The 18,463-nt window shown below is 73.6% G+C and carries 18 protein-coding genes; 12 read left to right on the top strand and 6 right to left on the bottom strand.

The genetic code is table 11. The features are described from left to right. Positions 1–79: 79 nt before the first annotated feature. From ABZ805_RS23595 to ABZ805_RS23585, 3 genes are read left to right on the top strand one after another with little or no spacing between them, the layout of a single operon-like run. On the top strand, positions 80–1,384 hold the full coding sequence (locus ABZ805_RS23595; RefSeq protein ID WP_358444153.1) for a four-carbon acid sugar kinase family protein: 1,305 nt from the start codon (positions 80–82) through the stop codon (positions 1,382–1,384). Between the two features lie 2 nt (positions 1,385–1,386). Further along, positions 1,387–2,388 (top strand): 4-hydroxythreonine-4-phosphate dehydrogenase PdxA, encoded by a 1,002-nt coding sequence (gene pdxA / locus ABZ805_RS23590; protein WP_358444150.1) that lies wholly within the window; start codon positions 1,387–1,389, stop codon positions 2,386–2,388. A 25-nt stretch (positions 2,389–2,413) separates the two neighbouring features. Then, a complete protein-coding gene (locus tag ABZ805_RS23585) occupies positions 2,414–3,184 on the top strand; it encodes a DeoR/GlpR family DNA-binding transcription regulator (RefSeq protein ID WP_358444147.1) in 771 nt (256 codons plus the stop codon). 12 nt (positions 3,185–3,196) lie between these two features. On the opposite strand, the gene ABZ805_RS23580 is transcribed toward ABZ805_RS23585, so the two are convergent. Further along, positions 3,197–4,123 carry a LysR family transcriptional regulator gene (locus ABZ805_RS23580; RefSeq protein WP_358444144.1) on the bottom strand — a complete coding sequence of 309 codons (927 nt, stop codon included), beginning with the start codon at positions 4,121–4,123 and terminating at the stop codon, positions 3,197–3,199. A gap of 128 nt (positions 4,124–4,251) precedes the next feature. Here ABZ805_RS23580 and ABZ805_RS23575 point away from each other — a divergent pair, with 128 nt between their 5' ends. Continuing rightward, positions 4,252–5,106: an alpha/beta hydrolase family protein gene (locus ABZ805_RS23575; RefSeq protein ID WP_358444141.1), complete on the top strand. Its 855-nt coding sequence runs from the start codon at positions 4,252–4,254 to the stop codon at positions 5,104–5,106. On the opposite strand, the gene ABZ805_RS23570 is transcribed toward ABZ805_RS23575, so the two are convergent. After that, positions 5,107–5,898, bottom strand: a complete 792-nt coding sequence (locus ABZ805_RS23570) for an SDR family oxidoreductase (RefSeq protein ID WP_358444138.1) — start codon at positions 5,896–5,898, stop codon at positions 5,107–5,109. Positions 5,899–6,128: 230 nt separating this feature from the next. On the opposite strand from ABZ805_RS23570, the gene ABZ805_RS23565 reads away from it, so the two are divergent. From ABZ805_RS23565 to ABZ805_RS23540, 6 genes are all read left to right on the top strand, one after another. Beyond that, on the top strand, positions 6,129–6,545 hold the full coding sequence (locus ABZ805_RS23565; protein WP_358444196.1) for a Fur family transcriptional regulator: 417 nt from the start codon (positions 6,129–6,131) through the stop codon (positions 6,543–6,545). Between the two features lie 17 nt (positions 6,546–6,562). Then, complete coding sequence (gene katG / locus ABZ805_RS23560) at positions 6,563–8,767, top strand: catalase/peroxidase HPI (RefSeq protein WP_358444135.1); 2,205 nt, start codon at positions 6,563–6,565, stop codon at positions 8,765–8,767. Between the two features lie 244 nt (positions 8,768–9,011). After that, entirely contained in the window at positions 9,012–9,509 is a 498-nt protein-coding gene (locus ABZ805_RS23555) for a hypothetical protein (RefSeq protein WP_358444132.1), read from the top strand. Between the two features lie 120 nt (positions 9,510–9,629). Beyond that, complete coding sequence (locus ABZ805_RS23550; protein WP_358444129.1) at positions 9,630–10,037, top strand: lipopolysaccharide assembly protein LapA domain-containing protein; 408 nt, start codon at positions 9,630–9,632, stop codon at positions 10,035–10,037. 446 nt (positions 10,038–10,483) lie between these two features. Then, positions 10,484–12,052: an apolipoprotein N-acyltransferase gene (gene lnt, locus ABZ805_RS23545; protein WP_358444126.1), complete on the top strand. Its 1,569-nt coding sequence runs from the start codon at positions 10,484–10,486 to the stop codon at positions 12,050–12,052. 53 nt (positions 12,053–12,105) lie between these two features. After that, positions 12,106–12,888 (top strand): polyprenol monophosphomannose synthase, encoded by a 783-nt coding sequence (locus tag ABZ805_RS23540; protein ID WP_358444123.1) that lies wholly within the window; start codon positions 12,106–12,108, stop codon positions 12,886–12,888. 108 nt (positions 12,889–12,996) lie between these two features. Here ABZ805_RS23540 and ABZ805_RS23535 read toward each other — a convergent pair whose 3' ends face one another. From ABZ805_RS23535 to ABZ805_RS23525, 3 genes are all read right to left on the bottom strand, one after another. Next, complete coding sequence (locus tag ABZ805_RS23535; protein ID WP_184479487.1) at positions 12,997–13,341, bottom strand: RNA polymerase-binding protein RbpA; 345 nt, start codon at positions 13,339–13,341, stop codon at positions 12,997–12,999. 440 nt (positions 13,342–13,781) lie between these two features. Beyond that, positions 13,782–15,185 carry an MFS transporter gene (locus ABZ805_RS23530; RefSeq protein WP_358444118.1) on the bottom strand — a complete coding sequence of 468 codons (1,404 nt, stop codon included), beginning with the start codon at positions 15,183–15,185 and terminating at the stop codon, positions 13,782–13,784. Positions 15,186–15,314: 129 nt separating this feature from the next. Continuing rightward, on the bottom strand, positions 15,315–16,100 hold the full coding sequence (locus ABZ805_RS23525; RefSeq protein ID WP_358444115.1) for a glycerophosphodiester phosphodiesterase family protein: 786 nt from the start codon (positions 16,098–16,100) through the stop codon (positions 15,315–15,317). 153 nt (positions 16,101–16,253) lie between these two features. On the opposite strand from ABZ805_RS23525, the gene ABZ805_RS23520 reads away from it, so the two are divergent. Both ABZ805_RS23520 and ABZ805_RS23515 read left to right on the top strand, forming a co-directional pair. After that, a complete protein-coding gene (locus tag ABZ805_RS23520) occupies positions 16,254–16,616 on the top strand; it encodes a hypothetical protein (RefSeq protein WP_358444193.1) in 363 nt (120 codons plus the stop codon). Between the two features lie 105 nt (positions 16,617–16,721). After that, on the top strand, positions 16,722–17,546 hold the full coding sequence (locus tag ABZ805_RS23515) for a universal stress protein (protein WP_358444112.1): 825 nt from the start codon (positions 16,722–16,724) through the stop codon (positions 17,544–17,546). 5 nt (positions 17,547–17,551) lie between these two features. Here ABZ805_RS23515 and ABZ805_RS23510 read toward each other — a convergent pair whose 3' ends face one another. Further along, complete coding sequence (locus tag ABZ805_RS23510; protein WP_358444109.1) at positions 17,552–18,061, bottom strand: SRPBCC family protein; 510 nt, start codon at positions 18,059–18,061, stop codon at positions 17,552–17,554. Positions 18,062–18,463 lie beyond the last annotated feature (402 nt).

Below are 18,463 nucleotides of genomic sequence, written 5' to 3'. Positions count from 1 at the left end.
CCAGGTGGACACCGTCCGGCACCGCGGTGGAAGCAGCACGCACGAACAGCGGCCGGAACAGCCGGGAAAGGGGACCGACGTGGGCGAGAAAGCCCGGCACGAGGTCATTTCCGGACTCCACGTGCACGCGCTCGCGGACGACCTCTCCGGCGCGGCCGAGACCGCCGCGGCCCTGCTCCCCGCGTTCGGCACCGGCGAGCTGCGGCTGGCGGGCACCGGTTCCGCGGACTCCAGCGCGCCGACCGGGGATGCGCACATCGCGCAAGAAGCCGCTCTGGTGGTGCTCGACCTCGACTCGCGGCACGCGCCCGCCGAGGCGGCCGCCGGCGCGGTGCGCCGAGCGCTGCGCGCGCCCGGTGCGCGTTCCGCGCGCACCTTCCTCAAGGTCGATTCGCTGCTGCGCGGCAACGTGGCCGCCACCGTCGCCGCAGCCGGGCCGGTGGTGCTCGCCCCCGCGCTGCCCTCCGGCGGGCGCACGGTCCGCGACGGCATCCCTCGGCTGGACGGCGTTCCGCTGCACCGCGGCGACTCCTGGCGCGCCGAGACCACCGCGGCGCCCGCGACCCTCGCCGCGCTGCTCGACCCGCTGCCGTGCCGGGTCGTCCCGCTGGCGGCGGTGCGCTCCCGCGGGCTCGACGAGGCGCTGCGCGCGGGGCTCGACGCGGGCGAGATCCCGGTCTGCGACGCGGAGACCGACGCCGACCTCGACGCCGTGGCCGCGGCCGCGCTGCGCGCCGGGCCCGAGGTTCGGCTCGCCGGTTCCGGCGGGCTCGCCGCCGCGCTCGGCCGGGCCCTGGCGCACCGCGCCACCCCCGAACCGCCGGCGCCCGAACCGCCAGCCCTCGAACCAACGGTCCTCGAACCAACAGCGCCGGAAACCCCCGGAACGGATCGCGCGCACGGCCTGCTCGTCGTGGTCGGCACCGCCGAGCGCACCGCCCGGGAGCAGGTGCGGCACCTCGCGGGCACCGGGGCCCGGCACTTCCCGCTGGAAGTGACCGCGCTGCTCACCGCCGACCCCGACCTCGCCCCGATCACCGCGGCGCTGCGGCGGGCACCGGTGGTGCTCACCGCGGACGCCGCCGACGGCGTCGACCCGGCCCGCTCCCGAGCGCTGGTGCGGCGCCTCGCCGACACCGCCCGACGCGTGGTGCGCGGTGCGGACCGGCCGGTGGACCTGGTGCTCACCGGCGGCGAGACGGCGCGTCGCGTGCTCGACGCCCTCGACGTGCGCGCGCTGACCCCGCTCACCCAGATCCACCACGGCGCCGTGCACAGCCGCACCTCCGGCGGCACGTCCGTGGTGACCAGACCCGGCAGTTTCGGCGAGGCCGACAGCCTCGTGCGCATCGCGGCACACCTGCGTCCCCCAACGGAAGGCTGAACATGAGCACCCCTGCCACCCCCCTGATCGCCGTCACGATGGGCGACGGCGCAGGTGTCGGCCCGGAGGTCACCACCGGCGCGCTGCTGGACCCGAGCACCACCGAGCGCTGCCGCCCGGTGGTCGTCGGCGACGCCGCCCGGCTGCGGCTGGCCGCCTCGATCGCTGGGGTGGCGGCGGAGATCGCTCCGATCGGCTCGGTCGCCGACGCGGTGTTCACGCCCGGCCGGATCAACGTGCTCGACCTGGGGCTGCTGCCCGCGGACCTGCCGTGGGGCCGGGTCTCCCCGGTCGCCGGGGACGCGGCCTACCAGTACGTCCGGGTCGCGAGCGAACTCGCGCTGCGCGGCGAGGTGCAGGGCATCTGCACCGCCCCGCTGAACAAGGAGGCGCTGCACGCCGCCGGGCACCTGTTCCCGGGGCACACCGAACTGCTCGCCCACCTCACCGGCACCGAGGAGGTGTCGATGATGCTGTCCACGCCGAAGGTCAAGGTGGTGCACGTGACCACCCACATCGGACTCGTCGACGCCGTCGCCAAGATCGAGCCGGGCCTGGTGGAGCGGACCGTGCGCCGCGGCCACCGCGCGATCCGCGGTTCGGGCGTCGAGTCGCCGCGCATCGGCGTCTGCGGGATCAACCCGCACGCCGGGGAGAACGGCCTGTTCGGCCACGGCGAGGAGGCGGAGAAGATCGTCCCGGCGATCGAGGTGCTGCGCGCCGACGGCATCGACGCCCGCGGCCCGCTGCCCGCGGACACCGCGTTCTTCCTCGCGGGCCGCGGCGACTACGACCTGATCGTGGCGATGTACCACGACCAGGGGCACGGTCCGGTGAAGGTGCTCGGCATCGAAGCGGGTGTGAACATCACCGTGGGCCTGCCGGTGATCCGCACCTCGGTGGACCACGGCACGGCCTTCGACATCGCCGGGACCGGGAAGGCGGGCGTCGGTAGCATGATCGAGGCCATGCGCCAGGCCGCCGAGCTGTCGGTCGCCGCGTGACCACCGCAGCCTGACGGGAGAACCGATGCCCCGCGGATCGCAAGAGCGCCGCGCCGCCATCGTGCGGCTGGCCACCACGTCCGGTCCGGCCAGCGTGGAGGAGCTGTCCGAGCGGTTCGGCGTGACCGCCTCCACCATCCGCCGCGACCTGGCGCAGCTGGAGTCCGCGGGGCACCTCGCCCGCACCTACGGCGGGGCGATGCCGCTGGACCCGCACCAGGAGAGCTCGCTGCGGCAGCGCAGCGGGGAGGCGCACGCCGCCAAGCACGCGATCGCGGCGTGGGCGGCGCGGCAGGTCCGGCCCGGGGAGACGGTGCTGCTGGATTCCGGCACGACCACGGGTGCGCTCGCGCACGCGCTGCGCGGCGCGCGGGACCTGACGGTGGCCACCACCGGGCTGACCGTGCTGCAGGAGCTGGTGAACGCCGACGGGGTGCACGTGGAGTGCCTCGGGGGGACGCTGCGCCACGTCAGCCAGGGGTTCGTCGGCGCCCTCACCGAGGCCGCGCTGAGCCGGATGACCTTCGACCGGGTGTTCCTGGGCGCGGACGGGGTCACCGCGGAGCAGGGCATCTGCGAGGCCGACCTGCAGCAGACCCGGCTCAAGGAGCTGATGGCGCAGCGCGCCGAGCACGTGTACCTGCTGGTGCACGCCGCGAAGCTGGGCCGCCGCCCGTTCCACGCGTGGGCGCAGCTGCCGGAGCGCTGGACGCTGGTCACCGATGCCGAAGCCGTTCCGGCGGCGATCGCCCCGTTCCGCACCCGCGGTGTCGACGTCGTGGTCGCCGAGGCCTGATCCCACCGGGTGTCAGCCGCGCCGCCGCCCGTCGAGCCGGGCGCTGACGCCGGGGCACTGCCGCCGGGTGGTGTCGAGGAATTCGGCGAGCACCGGGGAGCGGTCCGCGGCGCGGAAGGACATGACGAGTTCGGGCAGGTCGATGCGCGGGCGCACCTCGCAGATCCAGGTGTCGGGGCGCGCGGCGACGCGCAGGCAGGCGGGCGCCAGTCCCACGCCGATGCCGCAGGCGGCGAGCCCGAGGATGGTGTGCACGTCGCGCGCTTCGACGGCGCGGTCCAGGGCCGATGCGGCCGGGCCGAGCAGGTCGCGCAGGGCGGTGCGCAACGCCGGTTCCTGGTCGGCGGGGGCGACGATGAGCTGCTGGTCGCGCAGCTGCCCCACCCGCACCGAGCGCTGCCCCGCGTAGGGGTGCCCGGTGCCGACGACGGCGACGAGCCGGTCGGTGCCGACGGTGACGGAGGTGAGGTCCTCGGCACCGGGGCCGCGGGGTGCGCCGCGGCCGATGGTGACGTCGAGCCCGCCGTCGAGCAGGGCGGCGGCGCTGCGGGCGGTGGACATCTCGTGCACCTGTAGCCGCACGTCGGGGTGTTCGCGGCCGAAGCGCCCGAGCAGGGGCGGCAGCAGTTCCAGCAGCGCCGACCCGATGAAGCCGAGGCGGAGCCTGCCGGTCTCACCGCGCGCGGCCCGTTCCGCGTCGAGCGCGGCACCCGCCATCTCGGCGAGCGCCTGCCGCGCCCGGCCCAGGAAGGCTTCGCCCGCGGCGGTGGGGAACACCCCGCCGGGGGTGCGGTCGAACAGCCGGGCGCCGATTTCCTGCTCCAACGCGGCGATCTGCTTGGACAGCGGAGGTTGGGCGATGCCGACGGCGGCCGCGGCGCGGCCGAAGTGCCGGTGCTCGGCGAGGGCGAGCGCGTAGCGCAGGTGCCGTGCTTCCACCTCGCGAGCGTACCGCCGCCATACCCGTGGGGTATCGGGAACGCGCTCGTCAGATATTCAGGTGGATCGGCCCGGAGAGCCGGGGTGGACTCGTGGTCGACACCCGATCCCGGACGACGGAGGAACCCGTGCCCGATGAATCCACTGTGGACACGCTGTTCGTGCTCGTGCACGGAGCCTGGCACTCCTCGGCCCAGTGGGCTGCGACGCAGCGGGCGCTGGCGGCGCGCGGCGCGGCGAGCACCGCGGTCGACCTGCCCGGCCACGGCTTCGACGCCCCGCTGCCCACCGGCTACCTGCTGCCGGGCCGCCCGGGGCTGACCACCGAGAAGTCCGCGCTCGCCGGGCTGACCATGGACGAGTGCGCGACGGCACTGGTCGCCGCGCTGCGGGAGGTCCGCCGCTGGCCCCGGGTGGTCCTCGTCGCGCACAGCGCGGGCGGCGGGCCCGCGTCGCTGGCGGCGGAGCGGGCGCCCGAGCTGGTGGACCGGCTGGTGTACCTGTCGGCGTTCGTGCCCGCGGGACGGCCGCGCTTCGCCGACTACGTCGCCGCGCCGGAGAACGCGGACGCGCTCGGCGCCGGCCTGCACGTGGCCGATCCGGACGTGCTCGGCGCGGCGCGGATCGACCCGGCCTCACCGGACCCGGACTACGTGGAGCTGCTGCGGCGCACGCACTACGGCGACGTCCCGGCGGCGGACTTCGCGCGCTGGCGGCTGGCGCTGAGCCCGGACCTGCCGAACGCGATCCCGCGGACTCCGGTCGCGCTGACCGAGCAGCGCTGGGGCGGCATCCCGCGGTCGTTCGTGCGGCTGGCCGCCGACCGGGCGCTCACCCCGGCCGTGCAGGACCTGATGGTCGCCGAGGCGGACGCGGCGATGCCGCGGAACCCGTTCACCGTGCACCACCTCCCCGGCTCGCACACCCCGTTCGCGACCCGGCCGCGGGAACTCGCCGACACCCTGCTGTCCACTCTGGACTGATCACGTCTCCAGGGCCGCGATCCTGGTGTCGAGGTAGGCATCCCAGTCGGCGGCGCGGTCGCGCAGGTGCGGTTCGACCCGGTCGTCGGTGTGCACCATGAACCGGTTCGCCAGCACCGCCTCGGCGAGCAGCTCACCGACGGATTCCGGTTGCAGCGCCTCGAACTCGGCACCGGGGCCGCGGGTCCGGGTCGGCGGCCCGAACGAGCGGATCGACCCGGCGATGCCGGTCACCACCGGCCCGGGGCACAGCACGGTCACCCCGATGCCCTGCGGCCGCAGGTACAGCGCGAGCCCTTCGGAGAGCTGCACCAGCGCCGCCTTCGACGCGGCGTAGGGCAACCGGTCGTAGGCGTAGCTGAACAACCCGGCGAACGAGGCGGTGTTGACCAGGTGTCCCGATCCGCGCTCCAGCAGCAACGGCAGGAAGACCGCGTTGCTGCGCACCACGGACAGCAGGTTGACGTCGAACACCCGCTGCCACTCCGCGACGGGGATGTGCTCGGGCAGTCCGCGGGTGAGGACTCCGGCGTTGTTCATCACCAGGTCGACGCCGCCGAACTCGGCGAGGGCGGTGTCCCGCACCCGTTCGAACTCGCCGTCCAGCGCCACGTCGCAGGTGACCGCGACCGCCGCGCCGCCGTCGGCGCGGATCTCCTCGGCGGCGCGTTCGGCGCCGGGGCCGTCGACGTCGGCGAGGACGATCCGCGAGCCGCGCCGGGAGAAGGAACCGGCCGCGGCGCGCCCGATCCCGCTCGCCGCACCGGTGATCACCGCGACCGCATCGCGCATCGTGTCCACTGTGGTCTTCTCCTCGCCGGTCCCGCCGGGCGCGGGACTTCCTGCGGTTGTACCCCGGATCGGCCGCGCCCGGCGTCGGCCGGATGGACGCTGCGAGAGGTCCGGACCACCCAGCGGTTGTGACGCAGCGCACCAACCCCGCCTCACGCGGAATCTTGATCCGTTCCAGAAAGTTCTTCACAATGCTGCACGTGCCGAGCGACACCACGGACTACCGGCGCATGCTGCGCGAGGCGGAGCTGCGCGTGACCCGCCCCCGCACGGCCGTGCTGGCCGCGGTGCACGAACGCCCGCACGCCGGTACCGAGTCCATCATCGACGCCGTGCGCGGCGAACTCCCGAAGGTCTCGCACCAGGCCGTCTACGACGTGCTGCGCGCCCTGACCGCCGCGGGACTCGTGCGCCGCATCCAGCCGATGGGCTCCGTCGCCCGGTACGAGGCCAGGGTCGGGGACAACCACCACCACGTGGTGTGCCGGTCGTGCGGCGTCATCGCCGACGTCGACTGCGCCGCGGGCACCGCGCCCTGCCTGAGCGCCTCCCACTCCCACGGCTTCGAGATCGACGAAGCCGAGGTCATCTACTGGGGCCTGTGCCCCGAATGCGGCTCCACTTCGGATCCCGAACGAAACCACTGATCCCGAAAGGATTCCCGGTGACTGACAGCGCTGACGCCGCGACCGGGGGCTGCCCCGTCGCGCACGGCATCCCCCACCCCACCCAGGGCAACGGCAACTCCACCTGGTGGCCGGACCGCCTCAACCTGAAGCTGCTCGCCAAGAACCCCGCGGTCGCCGACCCGATGGGCGAGGACTTCGACTACGCCGCCGAGTTCCGCACCCTCGACCTGCCCACCGTGAAGCAGGACATCCAGGACGTCCTCACCACCTCGCAGGACTGGTGGCCCGCCGACTTCGGGCACTACGGCCCGCTGATGATCCGGATGGCCTGGCACAGCGCGGGCACCTACCGGGTCAGCGACGGCCGCGGCGGCGGTGGCGCCGGCCAGCAGCGGTTCGCGCCGCTGAACAGCTGGCCGGACAACGTCAGCCTGGACAAGGCGCGCCGCCTGCTGTGGCCGGTGAAGCAGAAGTACGGCCGCAAGCTGTCCTGGGCCGACCTGATGATCCTCGCGGGCAACGTGGCGCTGGAGTCGATGGGCTTCGAGACCTTCGGCTACGCCGGTGGCCGCGCCGACACCTGGGAGCCCGAGGACGACGTCTACTGGGGTGCCGAGACCACCTGGCTCGGCAGCGACAAGCGCATCTCCGGTGGCGAGAAGCGCGAACTCGAACAGCCGCTGGGCGCCACCCACATGGGCCTGATCTACGTGAACCCGGAAGGCCCGGAGGGCGAGCCGGACCCGGTCGCCGCCGCCCGCGACATCCGCGAGACCTTCGGCCGGATGGCGATGAACGACGAGGAGACCGTCGCCCTCATCGCCGGTGGCCACACCTTCGGCAAGACCCACGGCGCCGCCCCCGACTCCAACCTGGGGCCGAACCCTGAGGCCGCGGGGCTGGAGGCGCAGGGCCTCGGCTGGACCAACGCCCACGGCACCGGCAAGGGCGCCGACACCATCACCAGCGGCCTCGAGGTCACCTGGACCTCCACCCCCACCCAGTGGGGCAACGGCTTCTTCGAGAACCTCTTCGGCTACGAGTGGGAGCTGTACCAGGGCCCCGGCGGCGGCTGGCAGTGGAAGCCGAAGGACGGCGCGGGTGACGGCACCGTCCCGGACGCGCACGACGCGGCGAAGAAGATCGCGCCGAACATGCTCACCACCGACCTGTCGCTCAAGCTCGACCCGGTCTACGAGCAGATCTCCCGCCGGTTCTGGGAGAACCCGCAGGAGTTCGCCGACGCGTTCGCCCGCGCCTGGTTCAAGCTGACCCACCGCGACATGGGCCCGATCGACCGCTACCTCGGCGCCGAGGTCCCGGCCGAGGAGCTCATCTGGCAGGACCCGGTCCCGAAGCCGGACCACGAGCTCGTCGGTGCGGCGGAGATCGCCGACCTCAAGGAGCGCATCGCCGCCACCGGGCTCACCGTGCCGCAGCTGGTCGGCACCGCCTGGGCCGCGGCCTCCTCGTTCCGGGGCAGCGACAAGCGCGGCGGCGCCAACGGCGGCCGCATCCGGCTCGAACCGCAGCGCAGCTGGGAGGTCAACAACCCCGACCAGCTCGCCACCGTGATCAGCGCGCTGGAAGGCGTCCAGGAGTCCTTCAACGCCGCGGGCGGCAAGCAGGTCTCCTTCGCCGACCTCGTGGTGCTCGCCGGCTCCGTCGGCGTCGAGCGGGCCGCCGAGGCCGCCGGCTTCGACGTCGAGGTCCCGTTCACCCCGGGCCGCGGCGACGCCACCGCCGAGCAGACCGACGTGGAGTCCTTCTCCCACCTCGAACCGGCCGCCGACGGCTTCCGCAACTACGCGGGCAAGGGCGCGGCGCGGCCCGCCGAGTACCAGCTGGTCGACCGGGCGAACCTGCTCACCCTGAGCGCGCCCGAGATGACCGTGCTGGTCGGTGGCCTGCGCGCGCTCGACGCCAACTTCGACGGCTCGAAGGTGGGCGTGCTCACCGCGAACCCGGGGACGCTGAGCAACGACTTCTTCGTCAACCTGCTCGACATGCGCACCACGTGGAAGCCCGCCGACGAGGCCTCGGAGACCTTCGAGGGCCGCAACGCCGCCGGTGAGCTCGTCTGGACCGGCAGCCGCGCCGACCTGGTCTTCGGCTCGAACTCCGAGCTGCGGGCCGTCGCCGAGGTCTACGCCGCCGACGACGCGAAGGAGAAGTTCGTCCGCGACTTCGTGGCCGCCTGGCACAAGGTGATGGAGCTGGACCGCTTCGACCTCTCCTGAGCCGAGAACGGTCCTGATCCGCGACCGGTCCCGGATCCACGGCCGGTCCCGGATCTGTGGCCGGTCCTGATCCCGGCGAGCCCCCGTCCGCGCACCTGCGGGCGGGGGCTCGCCGCGTTGGCCCGTCCGCCGCACCGTCGGACGCCCCTGCTGGGCCAGGTGGCCGTGTTCCCGGCGAACCCCGCCCACCCCCTCGACCCGGCTGTTAGAAAGGATCTCGAGGGCGAACCCGGGGGGATGCACCGTGGACATCGACCGGACGCGACGAGAGCTCACGCTCTTCGCCGACTACCACAGCTTCGAGGTCCGCGACGCGCACGCGGACTACGACCTGGCCGCCATCGACGACACGACCGCGGACCTCCGCCGCGACCTGATCTCCAGCCGGGACGGGGTGGTCACCGTCGGCACCGCGCGGCGCCGCGAGGTCCGCGTGGTCGTCGAGATCGGCGCCGAGGCACCGGTCTGCGAACTCGCCTCCTGGGACCACGTCACCGAGGCATCCGTGGAGATCGCCAGCGGGGAGATCCTGGTGCTCGGCGGCTCCGACAGCAGGCACAGCGCGCACCGCTTCCCCGTCCCGGTGGGCGTCTACCGGGTCCGGACGCGCTGCGCCGGTTTCGGCACCATCAGCCCCGACGGGGTCGACGGCGCCGAGGTCTACCGCGTCCAGATCTGGCCGGGCACCGCGCGGCGCACCACCGTCCTCAAGCGCTTCACCGGCGAGCTCCCCCGCCGCTGACCGCCCGGGCACCGCCGGGATCGGCGGACGGCGGCATCCGCTGCGCCGATCACCGCGTTCACCTGATCTTCGCGCGGCGCGCCGTTCGGCCGGGCGGACGCATATTGCACAATGACCCGCATGGCCAGCGACGAGAGCACCGCCGACGACCGGCTCACCCCCGCGGACCCCAGCACCGAGCCGAACCCGCAGCACGGCGAGCTCGACCACGCCGAACCCGAGCACGCCGGAACCGATCACGCCGGGCCGGTCCGCGAGGAGCCGACGCGCGCGGAGAAGCTCCAGCACACCCGGACCGCCGGGACCTGGGCCGCGGTCGTCGTCGCGACCATCGCGCTGATCGTGCTGCTGGTGTTCATCCTGCAGAACCTGCAGCCCACCTCGGTGACCTTCCTCGGGCTCCGCGGTGACCTGCCGGTGGGCGTGGCGCTGCTGCTGGCCGCCGCGATCGGCGGGCTGCTCGTGGCGCTGGTCGGCGCGGCCCGCATCCTGCAGCTCCGCCGGACCGCCAACCGCCGCAACCGCTGACGCCCGGCGACCACCGAGCCGCACGACCACCGAGCCCCGCGCTCGCCCGGTTCCGGGACCACCGAGCCGCACGGCCGCCCGGTTCCGCGACCGCCGAGCCCGCGATCACCGGGCCCGCGATCACCCGGTTTCGCGACCGCGGTCGGCCCGGGACGGGCGACGGAGCGCGCTCGGCGCCGTCCCGCGACCGCCTAGCGCGCGACCAGCGCCGTCCCGCGGCCGCCGACGTTCCGTGCTCGTCAGGTCCTGCGGCGACTCCCCTTCCCGAACCGGACGAGCCGGACCGTTCGCCGCGCCGGGTCGTGGATCACGTCCGCCGGTGGCACGGCGCGGTCCTCCCGCTCGCCCGGTCGGCGTACATTTGACGCGGGCGCGGGCCGCGGCGCGCGCCCGCAACACCGAGTCCGCCCCGGTTCGCCGGCCGCAGCACCGAGAGAGTTGATCGGGTGAGTGCCCCCACGGTGACCTCGCAGGACCGCGCCGACGGGCAGCCCCGACCCCGACTCCTCCGCCGAGCCGCGCCGTGGCTGCGCGCCGCAGCCGCGGTCCTCGCCGGGCTGCTGCTCTACGCCGCGTCCCCGCCGCGCGACCTGTGGTGGCTGGCGCCGCTGGCGGTGGCCCCGCTGGCCGTCCTGGTGCACGGGCGCCGCACCCGTTCCGGCTTCGGCCACGGCCTGCTGTTCGGGCTCGGTTACATGCTGCCGCTGCTGGGCTGGATCCAGGACTTCCTCGGCGTCCAGTTCGGCCCGTGGCCGTGGCTCGGCGTGGCGCTGGTCGAGGCGCTGTTCCTCGGGCTCGCCGGAGCGGGCATGGCCCGGGTGAGCCGGTTGCCGGGCGCTCCGGTGTGGATGGCGGCCGTGTTCGTGCTCGCCGAGGTGCTGCGCGACTCCCAGCCGTTCGGCGGCTTCCCGTGGGGGCGGCTGGCGTTCACCCAGCCGTCCGGGGCGCTGCTGCCGCTGGCCTCGGTGGGCGGGGCCGTGCTCGTCACCTTCGCCGTCGCGCTCGTCGGCTGCGGGCTCGGCGTGCTGGTGCTGCGGCTGCGCGCCGGGGACCGGTGGGTCGTCCCGGCCGCCGCCGTGCTGGTGCCGCTGGTGGCCGGTGCCGCGCTGTGGCCCTCGATCGACGTGGACCCGCAGGCGGGAACGGCGCGGGTCGCGGTGGTGCAGGGCAACGCGCCGGACATCGGCCTGGACCTGCTGTACGAGGACGACGTGCTGCACGACAACCACATCCGCGGTGCCCGGCAGCTGGCGGCGGACGTCGACGCGGGCCGGGTGCCGCGCCCGGACCTGGTGGTGCTGCCCGAGCAGGTCGGCAGCTGGGGTCCGACGCGCTACGACCCGCAGCTCAGCGCCGTCACCGACCGGCTCGGCGTCCCGGTCGTCGCGGGCGGGTTCGCGGTGGACCGGGACGGCACCTTCCGCAACCGCATCATCGCGTGGAACCCCGGCTCCGGTGCCGGTGACGAGTACGCCAAGCAGCACCTCGTGCCGTTCGCCGAGACCATCCCGATGCGGTCGGTGGCCCGCCTGGTCAGCCCGTTCGTGGACCGCTTCCAGCAGGACATGGTCCCCGGCGACCTGCCCGGCGTGCTGCGGGCCGGGGCGATCCGGCTCGGCGTCGGGCTCTGCTACGACGTCGCCTACGACGACGTGTTCGGCGGGGCCGCCAGGGACGGCGCCACGCTGCTCGCCGTGCCCACCAACAACGCCTGGTACGGGCACTCCGAGATGAGCTGGCAGCACCTGGCGATGTCCCGGCTGCGGGCGGTGGAGCACGGGCGCGCCGTGGTCGTGTCCGCGACCAGCGGCATCAGCGCCATCATCGCCCCGGACGGGACGGTCAAGACCCGGTCGGAGCAGTTCACCGCGCAGAACCTGGACGCCGAGGTCCCGCTGCGCACCGAACGGACCCCCGCCACCTCGGCCGGCGCCGCCCCGACCTGGGTGCTGTCGCTACTCGGCGCCGGAGCGCTCGTCGCCACCGCGCGGCGGCGCACCCACGACACGAACTGATACGCCCGGCCGCGCGTTCACCTGGGGGACGTGCGGCCCGAAGGAGGAACGTCATGACGGACCGGCACGCCCCCGACGGTGCAGCGGGGCCGTCCGGCTCGGCCTTGGTGGTCATCCCCACCTACGACGAGCGGGAGAACCTGGGCCCGGTGGTGGCGCGGCTGCACGCCGCACTGCCCGCCGCCCACGTGCTCGTCGTGGACGACGGCAGCCCGGACGGCACCGGGGAGCTCGCCGACGAGCTCGCCGCGGCCGACGACCGGGTGCACGTGCTGCACCGCGCGGACAAGGCCGGTCTCGGCGCCGCCTACGTCGCCGGATTCGACTGGGCGCTGGCGCACGACTACGCGGCGGTCGTGGAGATGGACGCCGACGGTTCGCACGCGCCGGAGGACCTGGCACGGCTGCTGGCGGTGCTCGACGAGACCGGCGCCGACGTGGTGATCGGATCCCGCTACGTGCCGGGCGGCCGGGTGGTGAACTGGCCGTGGTACCGGCAGGCGCTGTCCCGCGGCGCGAACCTGTACTCGAAGTACACCCTCGGCGTGCCGGTGAACGACAGCACCGCCGGGTTCCGCGCCTACCGCCGCGACGTGCTGGCGGAGCTGGCGCTGCACGACGTCGCCTCGCACGGCTACTGCTTCCAGGTGGACCTGACGCTGCGCTCGGTGGAGGCCGGATTCACCGTGGTCGAGGTGCCGATCACCTTCACGGACCGCGAGTTCGGCGAGTCGAAGATGAGCGGCGACATCGTGCGCGAAGCCCTGTTCCGCATCACCAAGTGGGGCGTGCGCCGCCGGGTGACCCAGCTGCGCGGCCTGCTGCCCGGAGGCTGACCGCCCGCGCCCCGCGGGTGCGCACGAAGACGCCTGGGCTCCCCCGCACGGGGCCCAGGCGTTCGGTGTGCTCGTCCCGCGTAGCGCGGGGTGGTGTTTCCGGTCGGATCAGGCGGAGTGGCTGCGCCGGCCGCGCAGCACTTCCAGCCGCTCGTTGAGCAGCTCCTCCAGTTCGGGGATGCTGCGGCGTTCGAGCAGCATGTCCCAGTGGGTGCGCGGCGGTTTGGCCTTCTTCTGCTCCGGTTCCGATCCATCGATGATCTTGGATTCGGAGCCGTGCAGGCGGCACTCCCAGGTCGGCGGGATCTCGGCGTCGTCGGAGAACGGCACCTCGAACTCGTGGTCCTTGGGGCAGGCGTAGCGCACCGTCCGGCGCGGTGCGAGGTCGTGGTTGCGGTCGGTCTCGTAGCTGACCGCTCCGAGCCGGCTGCCACGCAGAACGCGATCGGCCATGACGGTTCCTTTCACTTCGGCCCGGAGCAGACTCCGGACGGGTTGTGCTCACCGAGTGCAACGGCCGACCGGCCGTCGCCTGTTCCCGGTGCGGGACTCTTGGTTGCCGTCGGTGACGTTATTCACTCGTCAACGACATTGTCCCCTCTAGAGATGCAAGCAGACCGCGTTCGTGACGCGTTCTCGCACTCGCAACCTAGAGGTTCCACCGAACAGGTGATGGTGCCAGATGAGTTGTCACTAAGGGCAAGTTAACCTTCACTCTCTCAGAAGAATTGCAAGCGAGATCACCCGCAGGCCCGCGGACCCGACGGCGACTCGATCACGTTGCGTATCGACACCCCGCATCCCGAGCCTGCGACGCTGCGTATCGGCATATGCCAATGATGCCGGTGTGCTCACCACATCGCATCACTGGCCCGGGTACAGCCGATCCCGGCTCAGAGGCGCTCCGGCGGCCGGTTCCCCACCGCCTCGATCGCGCGTCGCACCGGCACCATCGAGACCAGCACCAATCCGACGACGAAGAACACGACCAGCGAGATGATCGCCAGCCGGAACGACCCGGTGGCCTGCCCGACCCCGGCGAAGACCAGCGGCCCCAGCCAGGACGTGGACCGCTCCCCCACCTCGTACAGCGAGAAATATTCGGCCTCCTTGCCCTCCGGCACCATCTGGCTGAACAGCGAGCGCGACAGCGCGTTGGTGCCGCCGAGCACCAGGCCGATGCCGACGGCCAGCCCGTAGAACTGGAACTGCTGGCCCGCCTGGACGAAGTAGGCCGCGAACAGCACCCCGACCCAGACCACCAGACTGATCATGATCGTCTTCTTCGCGCCGATCCGGCCTGCCAGCAGGCCGTGCAGCACGCCGCCGACGAAGGCGATGAACTGCACGATCAGCAACGTGATGATCAGCGAGTCCTGGGGCAGCCGCAACTCCATGTCACCGTACTGAGCGGACACCTGGGTGACGGTCGCGATCCCGTCGGTGTAGATCATGTACGCGCCGAGGAACGCCAGCGTCAGCGGGAACCCGCGCGCCTGCTTGATCGTCGAGCCGAGCTGCTTGAAGCCCGCGGTGATCACCGAGGCGCCGCGCTCCCCGCCCTCCGGCTGGTGGTGGCGGCCCAGCACCGCCAGCGGCAGCAGCGTGAACACCGCCCACCAGAGGCCGGAGGAGACGAACACCAGGCGCACCGCGGCGTCCTCGCCGAGCCCGATCGCGTCGTGCCCGAGGTACAGCGCGAGGTGCAGCGCCAGCGCGGTCCCGCCGCCGAGGTAGCCGAACGCCCAGCCGCGGGAGGACAGCGCGTCCCGCTCATCGGCGTCGGCGATCTCCGGCAGGAACGAGTAGTAGACGACGACCGAGGCCCCGAAGCAGATGTTCGCGGCGATGAAGAAGACCAGTCCCCAGCGCCAGTTCCCGCTGCCGACGAGCCCGAGCAGCGAGGTGGCCAGCGCACCGCCGAAGGCGAACATCGCGAGCATGGCCCGCTTGTTCTGCGTGCGGTCGGCGATGGCGCCGGTGATCGGCAGCACGAGCACCTGCACCACGGTGGCCGCCGAGAGCAGGTAACCCCACAGCGAACCGGCCGGGAACACCAGGCCCAGCACGGAGATGTCGCACTGCACGAGCGAATTCCCGCCGGGGCAGGCCGCGGTGCCGTTGCGGGCGACGTCCGCGGTGGCGGCCTCGGTGGCCACGCTCGTCAGGTACAGCGAGAGGAACACCGTCGTCACCGACGTCGGGAACACCGAGTTGGCCCAGTCGTACCAGCACCATCCTCGCTGCTCCCGGCGTCGTCTCGCCGTGTCCGGCGGGACTCCGCCCAGCACGCTCATACCTCTCCGTCCTCAAGTGTTCACTCGATAGGGGTAACGGGGACTGTATCGGCTCCGGATCAAGGTCCGATCGCGGTGCGATGATCTTGATCGGTGCCTGCGCCGCCACCCCTTCCTTCCCCAGGTCGTTCAGGTCCGTCCCGGCGCGGTGCCGTCGAAGCGCTCGCCCAGCACCTCGCGCAGCAGGTCCGGCCGATCGGTCACCAGCCCGTCGACCCCCAGGTCGAGCAGCAGGCGCATCTGCGCCGGCTCGTCGACCGTCCACGCGTGCACTTCCAGCCCCCAGCGGTGCGCCGTGCGCACGAACCGCGGATCCACCACCCGGATCCGACCGCGCCGCGGCGGCACCTGCGCGGCCGCGCCTCCCGAGCGGGACCGCATTCCCCAGCCGCCGTAGCGCGACGCCCCCCACAGCGTCGTCACCGCCCGCCGCCCCATCGACGTCAGCAGCGCCGCTCCGCCGCCCTTGCGCAGCTCGCGGAGCCGCCGGTCGTCGAACGACGCGAGGCAGACCCTGTCCCACGCGTCGTGCCTGCGAACGGTCTCCAGCACCGGCTGAACGGCGGCGTCCTCCTTGACGTCGATGTTCAGCAGCGCCCGCGGCAGGTCCTCCAGCACGTCGTCGAGGCGGGTGACCGGTTCACGGCCGCCGATGCGGGCCGAACCGACCGCCGACCACGGCAACCGACGGATCGTACCGCGCCCATCGGTGGTGCGATCGAGGCTCGGATCATGGTGCAGGACCACGACGCCGTCGGCGGTCGCGTGCACGTCGGTCTCGATGTAGCGGTAGCCCTCGGCGACGGCGCGGCGCAGCGCGCTCAGCGAGTTCTCCATGTCGTGCAGGTCGCCGAGGTGCCAGCCCCGGTGGGCGAACGCGCGCGGCCAGGGCCCCTGGAGGAACGGGTGGGTCACGGGAGCTCGGGTCCTTTCACGAACCGGGCGGGCGTGGGAGACCGCCCCACTCTGCCCGACGCGTTCCGCCCGGCGGCACCCGCACCGGCGTGGCAACGAGATGTTCGCCGCGGGGTCGCATTACCGTTGCGCACCGTGGACAGCCCGCCCGAGATCGATACGACCGCCGCCCTTGGTCCCGAGACCGCTCGTCGTCGCGCGGAGCGGCACTGCTCGTGGTGCGGCCGCAGGCTGACCTCGTCCGGGCGCCAGGGCAGGCCACGGCTGTACTGCACCCAGTCGTGCAGGCAGCGCGCCTACGAGCGGCGCGGCGCGGTGCAGCGCTCCGGGCTGCCCGAGGACGCGGTGGTGCTCTCGGCCGCCGAGATCGCCGACCTCCAGGACCGGTTGTTCCAGCTGCGCTGCGCGGCCGAGGACGTCGGCACCGCCGCCGAGGACGGCGCGAGCACCGCCGAACTGCGCAAGATGGCCGCCGAGGTCGTCGCCGTCGCCGCCGAGCTCGAACGCCTCCGCTGACCCCTGCGCGAACGGCCCGCGCGGCCGTCGCCTCAGGTCGAACTGCCCTTCCGCGGCGCCGCCCGGACCCGCCACCCTCGGGTGCGCGCCTGCGAAGGGGGTTCCGTGTTCCTGACCGCGAAGACCGTGCTGGTCGGCGTCGACGGTTCGCGGCACTCGTCCCGCGCCGCCGTGTGGGCGGCCGCCGAGGCCGCGCGGCTCGGCGCCTCGCTGCACCTGGTGCTCGCGCACGACGCCGCGCACCGGGTCCGCGCCGAGCAGCAGGTCCGCGAGATCGCCACCGAGTGCCGCGCCGCCGAACCGGACCTGCACGTGCGCGCGCAGGCGGTGGCCGCCGACCCCGCCGAGGACCTGCTCGCCCGCTCCGCCGAGGTGGCGCTGCTCGTCGTCGGGTCGCGCGGGCGCGGCGCGGTGCGGGACGCGCTGCTGGGTTCGGTGAGCACCGCGGTAGCCACCCACGCCGGCTGCCCGGTCGCGGTGGTGCGCGGCGAGCCGGGCGGTGGCCCGGTCGTGGTGGGACTCGACCTCTCGCCCGCCAGCAGGCCCGCGCTGCACTTCGCCTTCGACCGAGCGGACCGCGGCGGCGCCGAACTGGTGGTGGCGCAGGCGCTGCCGGACGCCTACTTCCTCCCGTCGATCCTGGAGGACCCGGAACGGCAACGGCTCCAGGAGGACGCCGAGCAGCAGGTCGGCGGGCAGCTGGCGGTGTGGCAGGAGCAGTACCCCGAGGTGGTCGTGCGGCGGGTCACCACCGACCAGCACCCGGTGGAAGCGCTGTGCTCGCAGGCGGACGGCGCGCGGCTGCTCGTGGTGGGCCACCGTTCGCGAGGCTCGGCGGCGACCCGGCTCGGCTCGGTGGCGCTGGGCGCGCTGCACCACTCCCCCTGCCCGGTGGCCGTCGTGGGCGATCAGGTCGGCCTGGACTGGTAGCGCGGTCAGCGCCCTTCGGCGAGGCGCTTGAGGTGGTCGAGGGTGGCGGTCATGTTCCGCTCCAGGCCCTGCAGGCGCTGCCGCACGATCGACTCCTCCGACTCGGGCCGTCGCTCGATCGCCGTGGTGAGCCCGGAGCTGCGCGTGCCGAGCCGCACCTCGTAGTGCAGGTCCGTTCCTCCGTCGCGCGGGCTCAGCGCGAACCGCCAGGTCGCGATCGGGTCGTCCGGATCCGCCACGGCCCAGCCGAAGGCGCGGCCGGGCGCGCACTCCACGACGTGCGAGGTGGTCGTCCAGTCCCCCAGCGCGTCGTTGCGGTTGTGCCCGTGGAACCGGGCGCCGAGGACGGCTCCGGTGGCGCCGTCGAGCCACTCCACGGACTGCAGCTCGGTGCTGGCCGCGGGCAGCAGCGCGATGTCGGACACGACCGGCCACACCCGCTCCGGGACCGCGTCGATCCAAGTGCGCACTCCGGCCGTCGGGCCGTCGGCGAGCCGCGCGCTGGTCCGCTCCATCGTGGAACGCCCTCCTCTGCTGAGCGACGGCGGGCCGCCGTCCGCGCGGAACGTTCCTCCCGGCGCACCCGTGGTGTCAAGGCGCTCCCGAGCGCGGGTCCGGCACTGCGGAGTCCGAAGAGGACACTCCGCGGGCCTCGGCGCGCGGCGAACGCCGTCCGTAGCATGGAGCGGTGGCAGCGAGCGGGGGACGCACCGTCGGCACGGCACCGGCCGCAGCGGCCGGACGCCGCGTTCGAGCAGGTCGGAGGCATGATCCGGGCGTTCTGCCGGGCGGTGGGCCTGGTATGATCAGCACGCGACTCCGCGACTCCGCGACTCCGCGACTCCGCGACTCCGCGACTCCGCGACTCCGCGACTCCGCGACTCCGCGACTCCGCGACTCCGCGACTCCGCGACTCC

This window comes from Saccharopolyspora sp. NPDC047091 (assembly GCF_040643635.1).
Lineage (GTDB): Bacteria > Actinomycetota > Actinomycetes > Mycobacteriales > Pseudonocardiaceae > Saccharopolyspora_C.
Note: the sequence above shows the minus strand (reverse complement) of the source record. Positions and strands in the feature narration are given on the sequence as shown.

Excerpts from the sequence above, each read along its gene's own strand:
- ABZ805_RS23570 (WP_358444138.1), bottom strand. The coding sequence starts at position 5,898 with ATGCGCGATGCGGTCGCGGTGATCACCGGTGCGGCGAGCGGGATCGGG.
- ABZ805_RS23550 (WP_358444129.1), top strand. The coding sequence starts at position 9,630 with ATGGCCAGCGACGAGAGCACCGCCGACGACCGGCTCACCCCCGCGGAC.
- ABZ805_RS23530 (WP_358444118.1), bottom strand. The coding sequence starts at position 15,185 with ATGAGCGTGCTGGGCGGAGTCCCGCCGGACACGGCGAGACGACGCCGG.
- pdxA (WP_358444150.1), top strand. The coding sequence starts at position 1,387 with ATGAGCACCCCTGCCACCCCCCTGATCGCCGTCACGATGGGCGACGGC.
- ABZ805_RS23565 (WP_358444196.1), top strand. The coding sequence starts at position 6,129 with ATGCTGCGCGAGGCGGAGCTGCGCGTGACCCGCCCCCGCACGGCCGTG.
- ABZ805_RS23540 (WP_358444123.1), top strand. The coding sequence starts at position 12,106 with ATGACGGACCGGCACGCCCCCGACGGTGCAGCGGGGCCGTCCGGCTCG.
- ABZ805_RS23510 (WP_358444109.1), bottom strand. The coding sequence starts at position 18,061 with ATGGAGCGGACCAGCGCGCGGCTCGCCGACGGCCCGACGGCCGGAGTG.
- ABZ805_RS23535 (WP_184479487.1), bottom strand. The coding sequence starts at position 13,341 with ATGGCCGATCGCGTTCTGCGTGGCAGCCGGCTCGGAGCGGTCAGCTAC.
- ABZ805_RS23585 (WP_358444147.1), top strand. The coding sequence starts at position 2,414 with ATGCCCCGCGGATCGCAAGAGCGCCGCGCCGCCATCGTGCGGCTGGCC.